The 15,602-nt window shown below is 63.2% G+C and carries 15 protein-coding genes; 6 read left to right on the top strand and 9 right to left on the bottom strand.

What is annotated here, in order from left to right; translation table 11 throughout:
• Positions 1-41: 41 nt before the first annotated feature.
• The 5 genes from B0G75_RS10590 to B0G75_RS10610 all read left to right on the top strand — a co-directional run bounded on the left by B0G75_RS10590 (position 42) and on the right by B0G75_RS10610 (position 4,964).
• Positions 42-1,811, top strand: coding sequence for an iron ABC transporter permease (locus tag B0G75_RS10590; protein ID WP_106304255.1), 1,770 nt, complete (start codon positions 42-44; stop codon positions 1,809-1,811).
• Positions 1,804-2,871, top strand: a complete 1,068-nt coding sequence (locus B0G75_RS10595) for an ABC transporter ATP-binding protein (RefSeq protein WP_106304258.1) — start codon at positions 1,804-1,806, stop codon at positions 2,869-2,871. Before B0G75_RS10590 ends, B0G75_RS10595 begins: the two co-directional genes overlap by 8 nt.
• Positions 2,872-2,921: 50 nt before the next feature.
• Positions 2,922-4,007, top strand: a complete 1,086-nt coding sequence (locus B0G75_RS10600) for a porin (protein WP_106304261.1) — start codon at positions 2,922-2,924, stop codon at positions 4,005-4,007.
• A gap of 263 nt (positions 4,008-4,270) precedes the next feature.
• A complete protein-coding gene (locus B0G75_RS10605) occupies positions 4,271-4,651 on the top strand; it encodes a BPSL0067 family protein (RefSeq protein ID WP_106304264.1) in 381 nt (126 codons plus the stop codon).
• Positions 4,638-4,964, top strand: a complete 327-nt coding sequence (locus B0G75_RS10610) for an STY0301 family protein (RefSeq protein ID WP_106304267.1) — start codon at positions 4,638-4,640, stop codon at positions 4,962-4,964. Before B0G75_RS10605 ends, B0G75_RS10610 begins: the two co-directional genes overlap by 14 nt.
• Positions 4,965-5,065: 101 nt before the next feature.
• Here the strand turns inward: B0G75_RS10610 and rhaS are convergent, their stop codons facing one another.
• From rhaS to rhaM, 6 genes are all read right to left on the bottom strand, one after another.
• Positions 5,066-6,073 (bottom strand): rhamnose ABC transporter substrate-binding protein, encoded by a 1,008-nt coding sequence (rhaS, locus tag B0G75_RS10615; RefSeq protein ID WP_106304270.1) that lies wholly within the window; start codon positions 6,071-6,073, stop codon positions 5,066-5,068.
• A 92-nt stretch (positions 6,074-6,165) separates the two neighbouring features.
• A complete protein-coding gene (locus B0G75_RS10620; protein WP_106304273.1) occupies positions 6,166-7,182 on the bottom strand; it encodes an ABC transporter permease in 1,017 nt (338 codons plus the stop codon).
• Positions 7,175-8,233: an ABC transporter permease gene (locus B0G75_RS10625; RefSeq protein ID WP_106304276.1), complete on the bottom strand. Its 1,059-nt coding sequence runs from the start codon at positions 8,231-8,233 to the stop codon at positions 7,175-7,177. The genes B0G75_RS10620 and B0G75_RS10625 overlap by 8 nt, the downstream gene beginning before the upstream one ends.
• Positions 8,230-9,759 carry a sugar ABC transporter ATP-binding protein gene (locus B0G75_RS10630; RefSeq protein ID WP_106304279.1) on the bottom strand — a complete coding sequence of 510 codons (1,530 nt, stop codon included), beginning with the start codon at positions 9,757-9,759 and terminating at the stop codon, positions 8,230-8,232. Before B0G75_RS10630 ends, B0G75_RS10625 begins: the two co-directional genes overlap by 4 nt.
• Before the next feature lie 17 nt (positions 9,760-9,776).
• Positions 9,777-10,670, bottom strand: a complete 894-nt coding sequence (locus B0G75_RS10635; RefSeq protein ID WP_106304282.1) for an amidohydrolase — start codon at positions 10,668-10,670, stop codon at positions 9,777-9,779.
• A gap of 67 nt (positions 10,671-10,737) precedes the next feature.
• Positions 10,738-11,061 (bottom strand): L-rhamnose mutarotase, encoded by a 324-nt coding sequence (gene rhaM / locus B0G75_RS10640; RefSeq protein ID WP_106304285.1) that lies wholly within the window; start codon positions 11,059-11,061, stop codon positions 10,738-10,740.
• A 139-nt stretch (positions 11,062-11,200) separates the two neighbouring features.
• On the opposite strand from rhaM, the gene B0G75_RS10645 reads away from it, so the two are divergent.
• On the top strand, positions 11,201-12,202 hold the full coding sequence (locus B0G75_RS10645) for a LysR family transcriptional regulator (protein WP_106304288.1): 1,002 nt from the start codon (positions 11,201-11,203) through the stop codon (positions 12,200-12,202).
• A 14-nt stretch (positions 12,203-12,216) separates the two neighbouring features.
• On the opposite strand, the gene B0G75_RS10650 is transcribed toward B0G75_RS10645, so the two are convergent.
• From B0G75_RS10650 to B0G75_RS10660, 3 genes are read right to left on the bottom strand one after another with little or no spacing between them, the layout of a single operon-like run.
• Positions 12,217-12,999, bottom strand: a complete 783-nt coding sequence (locus B0G75_RS10650; protein WP_106304291.1) for an SDR family NAD(P)-dependent oxidoreductase — start codon at positions 12,997-12,999, stop codon at positions 12,217-12,219.
• 45 nt (positions 13,000-13,044) lie between these two features.
• Positions 13,045-14,223, bottom strand: a complete 1,179-nt coding sequence (gene rhmD / locus B0G75_RS10655) for an L-rhamnonate dehydratase (protein ID WP_106304294.1) — start codon at positions 14,221-14,223, stop codon at positions 13,045-13,047.
• 36 nt (positions 14,224-14,259) lie between these two features.
• Positions 14,260-15,588: an MFS transporter gene (locus tag B0G75_RS10660; RefSeq protein WP_106304297.1), complete on the bottom strand. Its 1,329-nt coding sequence runs from the start codon at positions 15,586-15,588 to the stop codon at positions 14,260-14,262.
• Positions 15,589-15,602 lie beyond the last annotated feature (14 nt).

Raw genomic sequence — 15,602 nt, forward strand, 5'->3', positions numbered from 1 at the left:
TACCTGTCGATATGCGGCCAGCGTGCCGCAGGGGAACCCTCATGCCTTCCACTAGCGCAACCGGACACCGCGCCGCACTATCGCACGCGGCAAACGGCCGCTCCAGCGACGCGATACCGCGCGGCGCACTTCAGCCGTTCATGGGGCTGCTGCGCTGGCTCGTCATTGCGGTTCTAACAGTGGCGGTGGCGCTGCCGCTCGGCTTCATCCTGTTGCAGAGCGTGCTGAACGCGCCGTTCTTCGACGCGAAGCGCAGCTTCGGCCTCACCGGTTTCGAATTCATTTTCAGCGACCCGGACTTCTGGTCCGCACTGAAAAACTCGTTTGTCATTGCCGCCGGAATGCTCTTCATCTCGATTCCGCTCGGCGGCATTCTCGCGTTCCTGATGGTGCGCACCGACCTGCCCGGCCGTCGCTGGCTCGAACCGCTGCTGCTCACGCCAGTGTTCGTCTCGCCGATGGTGCTCGCCTTCGGCTACGTCGTCGCGGCCGGCCCGGTCGGCTTCTATTCGGTCTGGTGGATGGCGCTGTTCGGCACCGCCGAAGCGCCGTGGACCGTCTACTCGGTGTTCGCCATCACGGTGATCGTCGGCCTCACGCATGTGCCGCACGTGTACCTGTATTCGTCGGCGGCGCTGCGCAATCTCGGCTCTGACGTCGAGGAAGCGGCGCGTGTCGCCGGCGCGCGGCCGTTTCGCGTGGCGCTCGACGTCAGCCTGCCGATGACGCTGCCCGCGCTGCTATTCGCCGGTGTGCTGGTGTTCTTCCTCGGCTTCGAAGTGTTCGGCCTGCCGCTCGTGCTCGGCGATCCCGAAGGACACCTCGTGCTGGCCACGTATCTCTACAAGCTCACCAACAAGCTCGGCGTGCCTTCGTATCACCTCATGGCCGCGGTCGCGATGTGCATCGTCGCGATCACATTCCCGCTCGTGCTGCTGCAACGGCGGCTCCTGAAGAGCGCGAACCGCTTCGTGACCGTCAAGGGCAAGGCGGGACGTCAGACTGTGCTGCCGCTCGGCGCGTGGCGCTGGGTCGCGCTCGCGATCGTCGCGCTGTGGCTGCTGCTGACGGTCTTCGTGCCGATCTCCGGCATTACGTTGCGCGCGTTCGTCACCAACTGGGGGCAAGGCGTGCCTCTCGCCGAAGTGCTCACGCTCGCCAACTTCACCGAACTGTTCGCGCAGGACAACCTGGTGCGCGCCATTCTGAACACGCTCGGCATCGGCGTGGTCGGCGGGGCGTTGGCGGTGGGCTTCTATTCGCTGGTGGCATTTGCCGGCCATCGCCGCAACGACTGGGCCACGCGTCTGCTCGATTACCTCGTGCTGCTGCCGCGCGCGGTGCCGGGGTTGCTCGCCGGTCTCGCGTTCCTGTGGATCTTTCTCTTCGTGCCGGGACTGAAGGAACTGAAGAACTCCATGTGGAGCATCTGGATCGCCTACACGGTCGTGTGGCTCGCGTACGGCATGCGTCTGGTTCAAAGCGCGCTGCTGCAGGTCGGCCCCGAACTCGAAGAAGCGGGACGCAGCGTCGGCGGCAGACGTGCACGCGTGAGTCTCGATGTGACGCTGCCGCTCGTGCGCTTCGGCTTGCTCGCGGCGTGGCTGCTGATCTTCATGATCTTCGAGCGCGAGTACTCGACCGCCGTCTATCTGCTCTCGCCCGGCACCGAAGTGATCGGCGCGCTGCTGGTGTCGCTGTGGGCGACCGGCGCGGTCGATCAGGTGGCGGCGCTTTCTGTCATCAACATCGCGATGGTCGGCGCCGGACTCGGCGTCGCGCTGCGCTTCGGAGTGAAATTGCATGGATAAGCTCAAGGTCGACGACCTCTTTCTCAGCTACGGCGACAACCGGATTCTCAAAGGCGTGTCGTTCGAGCTGGATCCCGGCGAAGTGGTCTGTCTGCTGGGCGCCTCGGGCAGCGGCAAGACCACCCTGCTGCGCGCCGTGGCCGGTCTCGAACAACCGTCGGCGGGGCGCATCGAACTGGACGGCAAGGCGTTTTTCGACGGCGCCACGCGTATCGATCTGCCGGTCGAGCAGCGCTCGCTCGGGCTCGTGTTCCAGTCGTATGCACTGTGGCCGCATCGCACGGTGGCCGAGAACGTCGGCTATGGGTTGAAGCTGCGGCGCGTCTCAACCGTCGAGCGGAACAAGCGTGTGCAGGCCGCGCTCGACCAGCTCGGCCTCGGGCACCTTGCCGGACGTTATCCGTACCAGCTCTCCGGCGGCCAGCAGCAGCGTGTCGCGATTGCGCGAGCGCTCGTCTACAACCCGCCGGTGATTCTGCTCGACGAACCCCTCTCCAATCTCGACGCCAAGCTGCGCGAAGAAGCGCGCGCGTGGCTGCGCGAGCTGATCGTGTCATTGGACCTCTCGGCGTTGTGCGTGACGCACGACCAGACCGAAGCGATGGCGATGTCCGACCGCATCCTGTTGCTGCGCAACGGCCGCATCGAGCAGGAAGGCACGCCCGCCGATCTGTATGGCGCGCCGCGCTCGCTTTATACCGCCGAATTCATGGGCAGCAACAACCGCATCGACGCGCGCGTGGCCGCCGTCGAAGGCGAGCGCGTGACGCTTGCCGGCGACGGCTGGCAGTTGCAGGCGCAAGCACGCGAAGCGCTCACGGCCGGTCAACACGCCCACGCCGTGATTCGCCTCGAACGCGTGCAGGTCGCCGACGGTCCCGGCGCGAACCGCCTCGAAGCCGAACTCGTCACGTCGATGTACCTGGGCGACCGCTGGGAATACCTGTTCCATTGCGGCGAGTTGCGGCTGCGCGCCTTCGGGCAGGTGCCGCGCGCCGCCGGCCGGCACTGGATCGAATTCCCCGCCAACGATTGCTGGGCCTTTGCTCAGGCGAGTTGACAGGGGCAGCGCCCTTACCGGCAAAAAAGACCAATTACGGGAGACTGGTCATGAAGTCGAACATGAAGAAGGCGACTTTGAGCTTCACCTGCGCCGGACTTTCCGGACTTGCAGCCGGCGTGCAGGCGCAATCGAGCGTGACCGTGTACGGCATTATGGACGCGGGGGTCGAGTACGTGAACCATGCGAGCGGCGCGGGCGGCGAAGGCGGCGCTGTCCGTCTGGTGTCCGGCGGCAGGAACACCTCGCGCTGGGGTTTGCGGGGCGTCGAGGATCTCGGCGGCGGCATGAAGGCGGTGTTCCAGTTGGAAAGCGGCATCAACATCGCCAACGGACAGTTCGACGACGGACCCGACTCGATCTTCGCCCGGCGCGCCTTTATCGGTCTGAAAACCCGCTACGGGCAACTCACGCTCGGCCGCAATTTCACGACCACCTTCGATTACATGCTGCCGTTCGACCCGATGGGTTATGCGCCGAACTACTCGTGGGGTGTCTCCTCGACAGCGGCAGCCGGCCGGCGCGACCTGATCTTCGTGCGTTCGGCCAACGCCGTGCGTTACGACGGCACGTACTCCGGCTTGAAGTTCGGCGCGCTATACGGCTTCGGTAATGTGCCCGGCAGCATGAAGACAGGCTCGAAGTACAACGTCGGTCTCGGCTACGAGCAAGGTCCGTTCGCCGCGGTCGCGACGTTCGACCGGCAGAATGGCGCGAGCGATAGCGTCATACCCGCCGACATCACCGATTACATCCAGGGCATTCATGCGGGTGTGAGCTATGACTTCGGCGCCGTGAAGGCGATGGCGGGCTATCGCACCTATCAGCGCACGTTCCGCACCCAACAGCAAACGCAGCGCAGCAGCACGTACTGGATCGGTGCTCAATACGAGGTGACACCCGTCGTGACGCTGTCCGGCGCGCTCTACCATCAGGACGTCAAGAACAGCGACGGCGGCGATCCGACGCTGTTCTCGGTGCGCGGGCAGTATGCCCTGTCGAAACACACCGTGCTGTATCTGTCGGGCGGCTATGCGATGACCGGGCGCGGGAAGCTGGTCAGCGTGTCGCGTGACCTGGCAGGCGCGTCGGATACGCAGGTGGGTGTCACCGTGGGTGTTCAGCAGCGCTTCTAGGGTTTGTTGCTCGCCAGAATTTGAACTGCGCTAATGTCGCGCGCGCTTCGTGTATGGACGGCAAGCTGTCGGCTCAGTTGATGATGCAACACGCGTGACGCTACGTTTTCGACTTGTGCCATCCGTAAAGCGGAATTTTCCCCAATCAGATACGGCCAACGTGATGCTACGTTTGATCCGTTCACCGCACCCGCCGTGACCGTGGGTCCACAAAGAGAGGTGTGGACTCATGTCCAAGCCACGTGATTGAGAAAGGTTAAGGGATGTCTTACCTAGCAAACATGACCGAAGCAAATTCTCTAAAAGGACACCTTGTCGGAAACGGGCAATGTGTGACATTCGTGCACGCTGTCGTTTCCGTTCCACCTTCCTCGTCGTGGCATCAGGGAGAGAAAGCAAGAACCGCCAATCTGATTAGTCCGGGAACGGTTATCGCGACATTCGACCCTAACGGCAGGTACGGAAACCACACTGACGGGCGCAGCCATGCAGCCATTTATCTCGGCCGCAACGCAGCCGGCATCCAGGTTCTGGATCAGTGGAATGGGCATACGGCGCAGCCCGTCCACGAACGCACCATCCGTTTCAGGAACGGACACGGAATGAAAACAAACGACGGAGATCAATTCCATGTGGTCGAGTAAAGCGCTTTGCGCGCTCTTCTACGCTTTGGCAAGCGGCGCCGCGGTGGCAGCGCCGGTCGCTTGTCCGGTTAGCGTGCTCGATTCCGGTGTGCGGCATGCCCTGAACAACGCGGCTTTGTACGATGGTCCGCCGGACCAGATGGCGAGTCTTGTACCCGTGCGCGCTGGCCGCGTGGATCGCTGGGACATCGACCAGATCGACCCCTATCTCGTCTGCAAATACAAAGGCACCGCAAAGACCATTACGCTTCACGCGAAAAACGTGAGTGAGTGTGCAGCAGGCATGACGCCATTCCGGGCGCGCTGCAAATAAAAATCACGAGGCGCGTGAGCCATGCATCGGCCGCGCGCCTCGTGCTTCATGCCCTGGCGATCACGTCAGCCGTGCGACCTCCGCGCCGCAAGCATCGCCGCTCAGAAGTTGAAGTTGTCGATATTGCTGGAGTCGAACGTGGTCGGCGGTCCAAGAATAATTTCGCCTTGCGCTCCGATGCTGCGTTTGCCGAGCTTGCCGGCGTCGAACGACTCGCCTTCCTTGCCGCTGATCGTGCCCGACGCCAACGCCGCCGCGGCATACGCGGCCAGGTAACCGAGTTGACCCGGATCCCACAACTGGAACGCCTTCACTGTGCCATTCTTCACGAAAGCACGCATCTGGTTCGGCGTGCCGAGACCGGTCACCGCCACCTTGCCTTTGCTCGACGAAGTCGAGATATAACGCGCGGCAGCCGCAATACCCACCGTGGTCGGCGCGACGATCGCCTTCAGATTCGGATACGCCTGCAACAGGCCCTGCGTTTCCGTGAACGACTTCTGATCGTCGTCGTTACCGTAGGCGATCTTCACGAGTTTGATCTTCGAGTACTCGGGCTTTTTCAGCTCCTCCTGCATCCACTTGATCCAGGTGTTCTGATTGGTTGCGTTCGGCGTGGCCGACAGAACCGCGAACTCGCCCTCGCCGCCCATCAGCTTCGCGACCAGTTGAACCTGACCACGGCCAATGCCTTCCGCGTTCGCCTGGTTGACGAACAGTTGACGGCCCTCGGGCGCGGTGTCCGAATCGAACGTCACCACCTTGATGCCTTGCGACATCGCTTTCTTCAGATACGGCACGACCGCGTTGGCGTCGTTGGCGGCGATCACGATCGCGTCCTGCCGCTGCGTGATCAGCGTGTTGATGTATTGAACCTGCGACGAAGCGCCCGCGTCCGACGGTCCCACCGCCTTGCCCACGCCCTTGAACTCCTTGATGGCGGCCATGCCGCCGTCGTCGGCGATTACTTCGTAGGGGTTGTTGATCTGCTTCGGCACGAATGCGATTTTCAGCCCGCTTTTCAGCTCGGCGGCGGATGCGGCGCAACTGATCGCGAGCAACGCGACGCACAGCGCCGCGGTGCCGGTGTGACGTAGAGGTTTGAACATAGAGTGTCTCCTGCCTTGTTGTTGGACGTGGTGTTGTCCGGGTTATCGGTTGTTGGACTTTCTCTTTTCAGACATGGGCATGGCTAAGGACGTCAGAGGGAAGAAGCGGACTTCGCGATGAAACGCCGGTCGCGCGCCGCGCGCCAGCGGGCCACCAGATTCGGTATCAGCACGGACGCCAGCAACAGCACGCCAGTGACGATGGTGAGCGTTTCGCTGGACACGTCGTCGAGCGTGAGCGCATTTTTCAGCACGCCGACAATCAGCAGCGACAGCAGCACGCCGATCATCGAACCGCGTCCGCCGAAAATACTCACGCCGCCGAACAGCACCGCCGCGATCACCGACAGTTCGAAGCCTTCGCCGTTGTCGCCGCGCGCGCTGGTGAAGCGCAGCGTATAGACGACGCCCGCCAGCGCGCTCATCGCGCCGGACAGCACGAACAGGCGCAAGCGGATCTTCGCTACTTCGATACCGGAGAACGCCGCGGCGGTCGGATTCGCGCCGATCGCGTAGAGACTGCGGCCGAACGCCGTGGATTGCAGCAGCACGGTGAACACGATCGCGCCGACTATCACGATGACAAACGGCAACGGAATAAAACTCCCGCCCAGCGTGTCCATGCCGAAGGCCGTATAAGCCGCCGGGAAATCCGCGACTGCCTGGTCGCCGAGCAATACATAGGCGAGGCCGCGAAACAGCGCCAGCGTGCCGATCGTGACCGCGAGCGAAGGCAGATTGAGCTTGACGATCACAAGGCCGTTCAGCAAGCCGGCCAACGCGCCGGCAACCAGCACCAGCACGATCACGAGCGGCATCGGCAAACCCATATGCCACAGCACGCCCATTAACGCACTGGATGCGCCGAGCACCGACGCCACCGACAGATCGATTTCTGCGGCGACGATGATCAGCGTCATCGGCAGCGCCATCAATGCGATCTCGGTCAGATCGGCCAATACGTTGCTCAGATTCGCGCCGGTCAGAAACACAGGCGACAGCAAGCGTCCGAGCGCGAGCGAGAGAATCAGCACGATCACCAGCAGCACTTCCCATTGCAGCGGCGTTTCGCGTTTGCGCGTGAGCAGCGCGGAATCGGGTTTAGCCATGATCGCGTTTCCTCATCATGCGTTTGGCGACGGAGCGGGCCAGCAAGGTATCCGCGGTAATCGCGGCGACGATCAGCGCGCCTTCGATAGCCTGTTCCCAGAACGGCGACACGTGCAGCACCACCAGCGCGATGCTGATCACGCCGAGCACGAGCGCGCCGAGCGTGGCGCCGAGTATCGTGCCGACGCCACCGGTAATCGCCACGCTACCCACCACGGCGGCAGCTACGACCTGCAACTCGATGCCCTTCGCGGTGCTCGCATCCACGGTGCCGAAGCGGGCCAGCCACAATGCGCCGGCAAAACCGGCAATCGCACCGGACAACAGGAAACCCGCCATCACCCGACGTTCGACGTTCACGCCGGCCAGACGCGCCGCCTCCGGATTCGAGCCGATCGCGTAGTGTTCGCGGCCGCCGCGAAACTGCTTGAGATAGACGGCGAGACCGATCAGCACGACGAGCGCGATCAGCGCGAGCGTCGGGATGCCGAGCAAAGTGCCGGTGGCAAGACGGGAAAACGCATCGGGCAAACTGGTCGCGTTGATCTGTCCGCCGTGCACCCACGCATAGTCCGCGCCGCGAAAAATGTACAGCGTGGAGAGCGTGGCGACGAGGGATGGAACGCGCCCCACCGCAACGAGCAGCGCGTTGATGGTGCCCGCCACGAGACCGATTGCGAGCCCCGCCGCCAACGCGACGATCACCGGCATATGCGGAAACGCGACATACAGACTGCCGACCGCATACGCGCTGATGCCGACCGTCGAGCCGACGGAGAGATCGATGTGGCGCATCAGGATCACCACGGTCATGCCGGCCGTCAGCAAGCTGATAATCGACACATTCAGCAGCACGTCGCGCAGATTCTGCAGGTTCAGGAACTGCGGCTTGGCGAGCCCCGTGCCCACGATCAACAGAACCAGCACGACGAAGAGCGTCGTCTCGCGGCTCTTCGCGATGCTCGCGGCGAAACCGCCCGGCGAACTCGCCGCGCGCTTCGGGACCGGCGCCTGCACCGGCGCGGGATGAGTGGAAGAGTGGCGCATCATGCGGCGTGCCCCAGCGGTGGAACAGGTTGGCCTAGCGCGGCGCCCATGATGCGTTCTTCGTCGGCGTCGGCGCGCGCTATATCGGCGCTGATACGCCCCTCGTGCATCACCAGCACGCGGTCGGCCATGCCGAGCACTTCCGGCAATTCGCTCGAAATCATCAGCACCGCCATGCCGTCGCGCACCAGTTCGGCGAGCGCGCTATACACCTCGGCCTTCGCGCCGACGTCGATGCCGCGCGTGGGTTCGTCGATGATCAATACTTTCGGTCCGGTGGCCAGCCATTTGCCGAGCACGACCTTCTGCTGATTGCCGCCCGACAACGTGCCGACCGGCGCGTTGGGATCGCCCGCCTTCAGACGCAGGCGCGTGCCCCATTGATTGGCAAGCTGCGTCTCGCTGCGCGTGGAGATGAGCCCGTGTTTGACGAGTCGGCCGAGCACCGTCATCGACGCATTGCGCGCAATGCTCAATTCCAGTGCGAGCCCTTGCTGCCGACGGTCCTCCGGCACCAGTGCCAGTCCGGCGCGCACGGCGGCGGCGGCCCGCCCCGCCGTGAGACGTTTGCCCGCGATCCAGATTTCGCCCGAATCGAGCGGATCGATGCCGAAGATCGCCCGCGCGACTTCACTGCGCCCCGCGCCGACCAGTCCGGCAAGCGCAACGATTTCGCCTGCGCGAACGTCGAAGGAAATGTCCTTGAATACACCGATGCGTGTGAGGCCGCGCACCGACAACCGCACTTCGCCGGGCGGCCGTTCGGCTTTGGGATAGAACGTCTCCAGATCGCGGCCGACCATTTTGGCCACGATCGCTTCCGTGTTGAGATCGGCGGTCAAACCGTCGAAAACTTTCGCGCCGTCGCGCATGATCGTGACGCGTTGTGTCAGCGCGAATACTTCGTCGAGCCGGTGCGTGATGAACAGGATCGCCACATCTCGCTCGCGCAGTTTGCGCACGATGGTGAAGAGCCGCTCCACTTCCGGCAGCGACAGCGCCGCGGTCGGTTCGTCCATGATCAGCACGTTCGCGTTCAGCGACAACGCCTTGGCAATTTCGATCACCTGCTGATCGGCAATCGACAACCCGCGCACCAGTTGATCGGCGCGCAGATCGACACCGAGCGACGCCAGCAAGCCGTCCACTTCGCGGCGCATCGCGTCGTACTGAATCCGGCCGATGCGGTCCACCGGCTGCCGTCCCATGAAGATGTTCTCCGCGATCGACAGATCGAAGAACAGCGTCGGTTCCTGGTAGATGACCGCGAGCCCGGCGTCGCGTGCTTCGGCGGGCGTCGCGAAGCGGCGCGCCTCGCCGTCCACCAGCAGCTCGCCGGTGTCCGGTTGATGCACGCCCGCTAGAATCTTCACGACCGTCGATTTGCCCGCGCCGTTTTCGCCGAGCAGGGCATGCACTTCGCCGGGCCAGAGCGCGAGATCGCCGTCGGATAGCGCGCGAACCCGCCCGAATGATTTACTCGCATGCCGCAATTCGAGCCTCGGCACAGCGGATATGGGTTGCTGCACTGCGTGTCTCCTTCTTTCTAAATGCGGTAGCAACGTTCCGCGTTGCGGCAAAACAATGCTTCTTTTTCGGCGACGCTCGCGCCTTCGACAATCGACGCATACGCATGCCACAAATCCGCGTAAGAGCCGAACAGCCGGTCGACCGGAAAGTTCGACGCGAACATCGCTCGCTCGACGCCGAACGCATCGATCGTTTCGAGCACGTAAGGCCGCAGGCTTTCCACAGTCCACCGATGATCGAACATCGCGAGTCCGCTGATTTTTACGGCGACATTCGGGCAGTCCGCGAGTAAGCGCATGCCTTCGCGCCACGCGCGATAGCCGGCCACGCTGCTGCGGTCGACGAACATGCCCGCGTGATTGATCACGAACTGCGTGTCGCCAAGCGCGCGCGCAAGCGCTGCCGCCTCTTCCATCTGTGACGGATACAGTTGCAGATCGAACGACATGCCGTAACGGCGCAGCAACGCAAAATGCTCGCGCCACTGCGGCTCGCGCATGAAATGACGGCCGACATAATCGAACAGCTTGTTCTCGTGCACGTTCAGGATCTGCCGGACGCCACGCGTATTGGCGAACGACGCATGCGCTTCGAGCACGGCGGGCGCATTCGACGCGGACAGATCCACTGCGGCGACGATCGCGTTCGGCATGCCGCGCGATTCCTTTCCATCGGCAATCGACTGCAGCCAGCGCGTTTCTTCGACCGGATCGGCGGGATCGTGATTCGCTTCGACGTGCACCAGTTTCAGCACCTCGATATCGCCCGCTTCGCCCAACAGATCGTCGAGCAGGTAGTCGTGTTTCAGATCGCGCGCGTCGCCCACGAACGACACGCCCGGGTTTTCCAGCCACGGATAGCGATGCGTTTTCAGATCCCACAAGTGAACATGCGAATCGACCACCTGCATGCGACATCCTCCGTCCGGTGATAATCGTTTCGAGGTTTGAGGTCCAGTCGGATCGGACCAGCTCAATTCAACTCAGCGAGGTCAAATGGAAGACCGGTTCGAGCGGCTGCTGCACCGGCGTGTGATCCGGGGCCGTGTGCATGATGTCGGCCATGTACTCCCACCATTTGCGCATTACATCGAGCTGCGGCAGTTCGTCCATGGTGTGATGGCTGTTGCGCGTGAGGATGGCGAACAGATGATTCGAATCGGGATCGAAGAAAATCCGGTAGTCACGCACGCCGGCGTTGTGCAACGCGTCAACCAGCTCAGGCCAGATTTCCGCATGACGCCGTTCGTATTCCTCGCGCATGCCGGGGTTAAGCACCATCCGGAAAGCGATTGTCTCCATTGCGGCCTGTCTCCCGTCGTATCCGGGCGCTTTTCCAGCGAAACGTGGAAGCGTCTGATGCGACTATAATTCCTGCGTCGATAGCATCTCAATCCGAAGTTGGGATTGGGCGATCCACAAACCGAATCGCACCTGCCCCATGAGCCAACACTCAGCCACCGTCGCCCTCGTCAATCGGCTCAAGTTCAAGCACCTCGCGCTGCTGGTCGCGCTCGACGACGCGCGTAATCTCCATCAGGCCGCCGAGGCCGTCAACGTGGCCCAGCCGAGCGCGAGCCGCATGCTCGGCGATATCGAAGAAGCGTTCGGCTTCCTGCTGTTCGAGCGCAACGCGCGCGGCATGACGCCCACGCCGCTCGGCGTCGTCACGCTGGCTTACGCGCGGCGCGCGCTGGCCGAGCTGACCCGTTTCGCCGAAGACCTCGACGTGAAGCGCCGCGGCGGTCATGGGCAACTGACGGTCGGCGCGATCATGGGCGCCGCGCCCGATCTGCTGGCCATGGCGGTCGCCGCGCTGAAGACCGAGAGCCCGCTGCTGAACGTGCGCATTCTCGGCGAAACCAGCGACCAGGTCGTGCAATTGCTGCATCGCCGCGAAGTCGATCTGGCGCTCGGGCGACTGACAAGTCCCCTTCAACACAACGATTTCAGTTTTGAACCGCTCGCGCGCGAGACCTTGTTGCTGGTGGTGCGCTCGGTGCATCCGCTCGCGCGGCGCGCGCGCCTCAGCTTGCGTGAACTGATCGACTGGCCGTGGGTGGCGCAGCCCGTTACCAGTCCGGCGCGTGTGCTGTTCGAAGAGGAACTCGCGCGTGCGGGACTCGCCACGCCGGTGAATCTGACCGAATGCGCGTCGATCTTCGCCACGCTGCAATTGCTCGAAAATTACGATGCGGTGGCGATGCTGCCCGAGTCGGTGGTGCGCGATCATTTGCGCGGCCAATTGCTCGTCGCCTTGCCGCTCGAAATCGGCAAGTCTCTCTCCGGTTTTGGCATTCTCACGCGCAAGGAAGAACCGCTCGCCGAACCGGCATTGCGTTTCATCGACCTGTTGCGCGGTTTCTCGCGCAAGCTCAAGCGCGATGACACCACCGCGGCCGCTGCCGACCCCGTGATCGTGGCTTCGGCTCACGCGAGCTGAAATCGGCATCGGCGTTACTGCAGGTTGACGAACAGACCACCGTCCACCAGCAACGCCGCGCCCGTCACATAGCGCGCGCGGTCGGAAGCGAGGAACGTCACGCAATCGGCGACATCTTCCGGGCGGCCCAGTCTGCCCAGCGGAATGCGCTTTTCGAAGTAGGCTTTTTTTGCTTCGTCGGCGAGGTCTTCCGCATTCAGGTCGGTGGCGATGGTGCCCGGCATCACCGAGTTGCAGCGAATGCCGTACGGTCCCAACGCCACCGCGCAGGATTGCATCAGCGAATGCACGCCGGCCTTGGTCGGCGTGTAATGCGTTTGCATGCCGCCACCCACTAGCGCGCTGATCGAACTCGTCGCCACGATCGCGCCGCCCGTGCCCTGCAACTTCATCTGTTGCGCGGCGGCTTGCGTAACGTAGAACGCGCCGTTCAGATTGACCGCCACCGTCGACTCCAGCACTTCCGGCGGCATGTCGAGAAACGCGTGGAACGGACAGATACCGGCGTTGCTGGCGAGCACGTCGACTTTGCCAAAAGCTTCGACCGTGTGGCGCACCAACTGCTGACCGGTCTCGCGCGCGGCGACATTGCCCTCGATCGCAATCACGCGCCGCCCCAGCGCCTCGATTTCGCCGACCACTTCCGCGACGGCGGAACGGCGGCCGTACGATGCGTCGTTATCGCCCCAGTAGTTGATCGCCACGTCCGCGCCTTCGGCGGCGCATGCAACCGCTATCGCGCGGCCGATGCCACGCGAGCCGCCGGTGACGATCACGACCTTGTCCTTGAGCAGCACGTCATTCTCCTTTTATGTTTCTACCTTGCGACGGGTTACGCGCAATCACCGCGGATAAGGCCGCACCAACGCGCATTCCGGATTCAGCCGCACGCCGAATCCCGGCGTGTCCGGCACCTTCATGCGTCCATTCACCGGCACCGGTTCGTCGAGCAGCAACGGTGTGAACATCGGCACGACTTCGTCGGCCTTCGGCGCCATCATCAGAAACTCGGCGAACGGCGAGTTGTGCCGCGTGACCACGAAGTGATAGCTATACACCGATGAACCGTGCGGCACCACCATCACATTGTGCGCATCGGCGAGCGCGGAGATCTTGATCAATTCGGTAATTCCGCCGCACCAGCCGACATCCGGTTGAATCAGATCGCAGCATTGCATTTCCAGCAGCATGCGAAAGCCCCAGCGCGTCGCTTCGTGTTCGCCGGTCGACACCATCATGCCGCGTGGCACGTTGCGGCGCAGTTCGGCGTAACCCCAGTAGTCGTCGGGCGGCAGGCATTCTTCGATCCATTTCAGGCCGTATTCGTGCGCGGCTTGCGCAAGCCGCGTTGCATACGGCACATCGAGACTCATCCAGCAGTCGTACATCAGCCAGAAGTCGTCGCCGACGCGGCTGCGCATTTCAGCGAGCTTCTCCAGATTCTGCTTGAGGCCTGCTTCGCCTTCGGCCGGACCATGCTGCAACGGCAGCTTGCCACCGATGAAACCCATCTCCTTCGCCAGATCGGGCCGCGCGCCGGTTGCGTAGAACACGAGTTCGTCGCGCACCGGCCCTCCCAATAGCTGGTACACCGGCTCCTTGCGCACTTTCGCGAGCAGATCCCACAACGCGAGATCGACGCCCGAGATCGTATTCAGCACCACGCCTTTGCGGCCGTAGTACAAAGTCGAGAAATACATCTGATCCCACATCTTCTCGATGTCGGTCACGAGTTGGCCTTCGAGAAAACGCGCGAGATGCTTCTCGACGATGAACGCGCCGATCTCGCCGCCCGTCGTCACCGCGAAACCGACGGTGCCGTCGCTTGCTTCGATCTCCACCACGAGCGTGCCCAGCACATTGATACCGAATGACTGGCGGCTCTGGCGATACTCCGGATAACGCGCCATCGGTGTGGAAATGTGATCGTCGATCCAGTGTCCGCCGGGTTGGTCGTGATAATCCGCGCCGCCGCCGCGGACGATGAAGGCACGCACGTGCCGGATGGTAGGCATGGCCATGAATGGGGCTCCGTTATGAGTGCGTCGAGCGAGCGCCTAGCGGGCGCGATGCAGTAAGGTTTCGAAAGTTGTGCGCGACTGGGCCGGATCGCGGCGCAAGAGCGTGCCGATCAGCAGCGCGGCGAGCAGACTCGACACGCCCAGCACGACCAGTCCCGCCGACGTCGACGCAAACGCGTGTTCCGCCGCGGTGCGCAAGCTCGGCGCAATGAAGCCGCCAAGTCCGCCGAGCGAATTGATCAATGCGATGCCGCCCGCCGCGGCGGCGCCTGTGAGGTAACGCGTGGGGAAGGTCCAGAAGAGCGGCTGCGCTGCAATGAAACCGCTCGCCGCGCAACACAGCGCCAGCAAGCCGAACAGCGGGCTGTGCACAAGTCCCGACACGCCAATGCCAAGTCCGGCGACGATCAGCAACACGACCGCCCAACGCCGATGCTCACCCGTGCGATCCGCACGGCGCGGCACATACCAGGTCACGGCCAACGCGCACAGCCACGGCAAGGCGGCGACGAGTCCCACACGCAAGCCGACCGTCGTGCCCAGGAATGCCGCCACCTGTTGGGGCAGATAAAAGATCACGCCGTACACGCTCATCTGAATCAGCAGATAGATTGCCGACAGCAGCAACACGCGACGGTCCACCAGCGCCGCGAGAATGTGATGCGGACCGTGCGCGGACGCGAGCAAGGCGTCTTCGTCGAGAGCCGCGCGCAAACTCGCGCGCTCCTGCGGTACGAGCCAACGCGCGTCTTCGGGACGATTGTCGAGATACCAGAAGGCCCACACGCCCACCGCCGAAGCCAGCGCGCCCTCCACCAGAAAGAGCCATTGCCAGCCGGTCAGGCCGAGCGCACCGTGCAATTCGAGCAGCGAGCCCGACAATGGGCTGCCGAAAATAAACGCCAGCGGCGCGCCGAAATAAAACACGCCCACCGCACGCGCCCGGGCCGATTGCGGAAACCAGTGCGTGAGGTAATAGATCACGCCGGGAAAGAAACCCGCCTCGGCGACGCCGAGCAGAAACCGCAGCGTATAGAAAGCCGTGGGCGTATGAGCGAGGCACATCGCTGCCGACACGAGTCCCCATGTCACCATGATCCGGCACATCCATACACGCGCGCCGACCCGATGCAGCAGCAGATTGCTCGGGACTTCGAATAATGCATAGCCGACGAAGAACACGCCCGCACCGAACGCAAACGCCGCGTTCGACAGACCGGTATCGTGCTGCAAGGCCTTCTGCGCGAAACCGATATTGGCGCGATCGAGAAACGCCAGCACGTACATCAGCAGCAGAAACGGCAGCAGCCGTCGCATCACCTTGCTGTTGATCGCCTCTAGTGAAACGGGCGCATGCGCTTCCATGTCGTCTCCTTCGC

Origin of the sequence: Paraburkholderia sp. BL18I3N2 (assembly GCF_003001875.1) — a bacterium.
Taxonomy (GTDB): domain Bacteria; phylum Pseudomonadota; class Gammaproteobacteria; order Burkholderiales; family Burkholderiaceae; genus Paraburkholderia; species Paraburkholderia phytofirmans.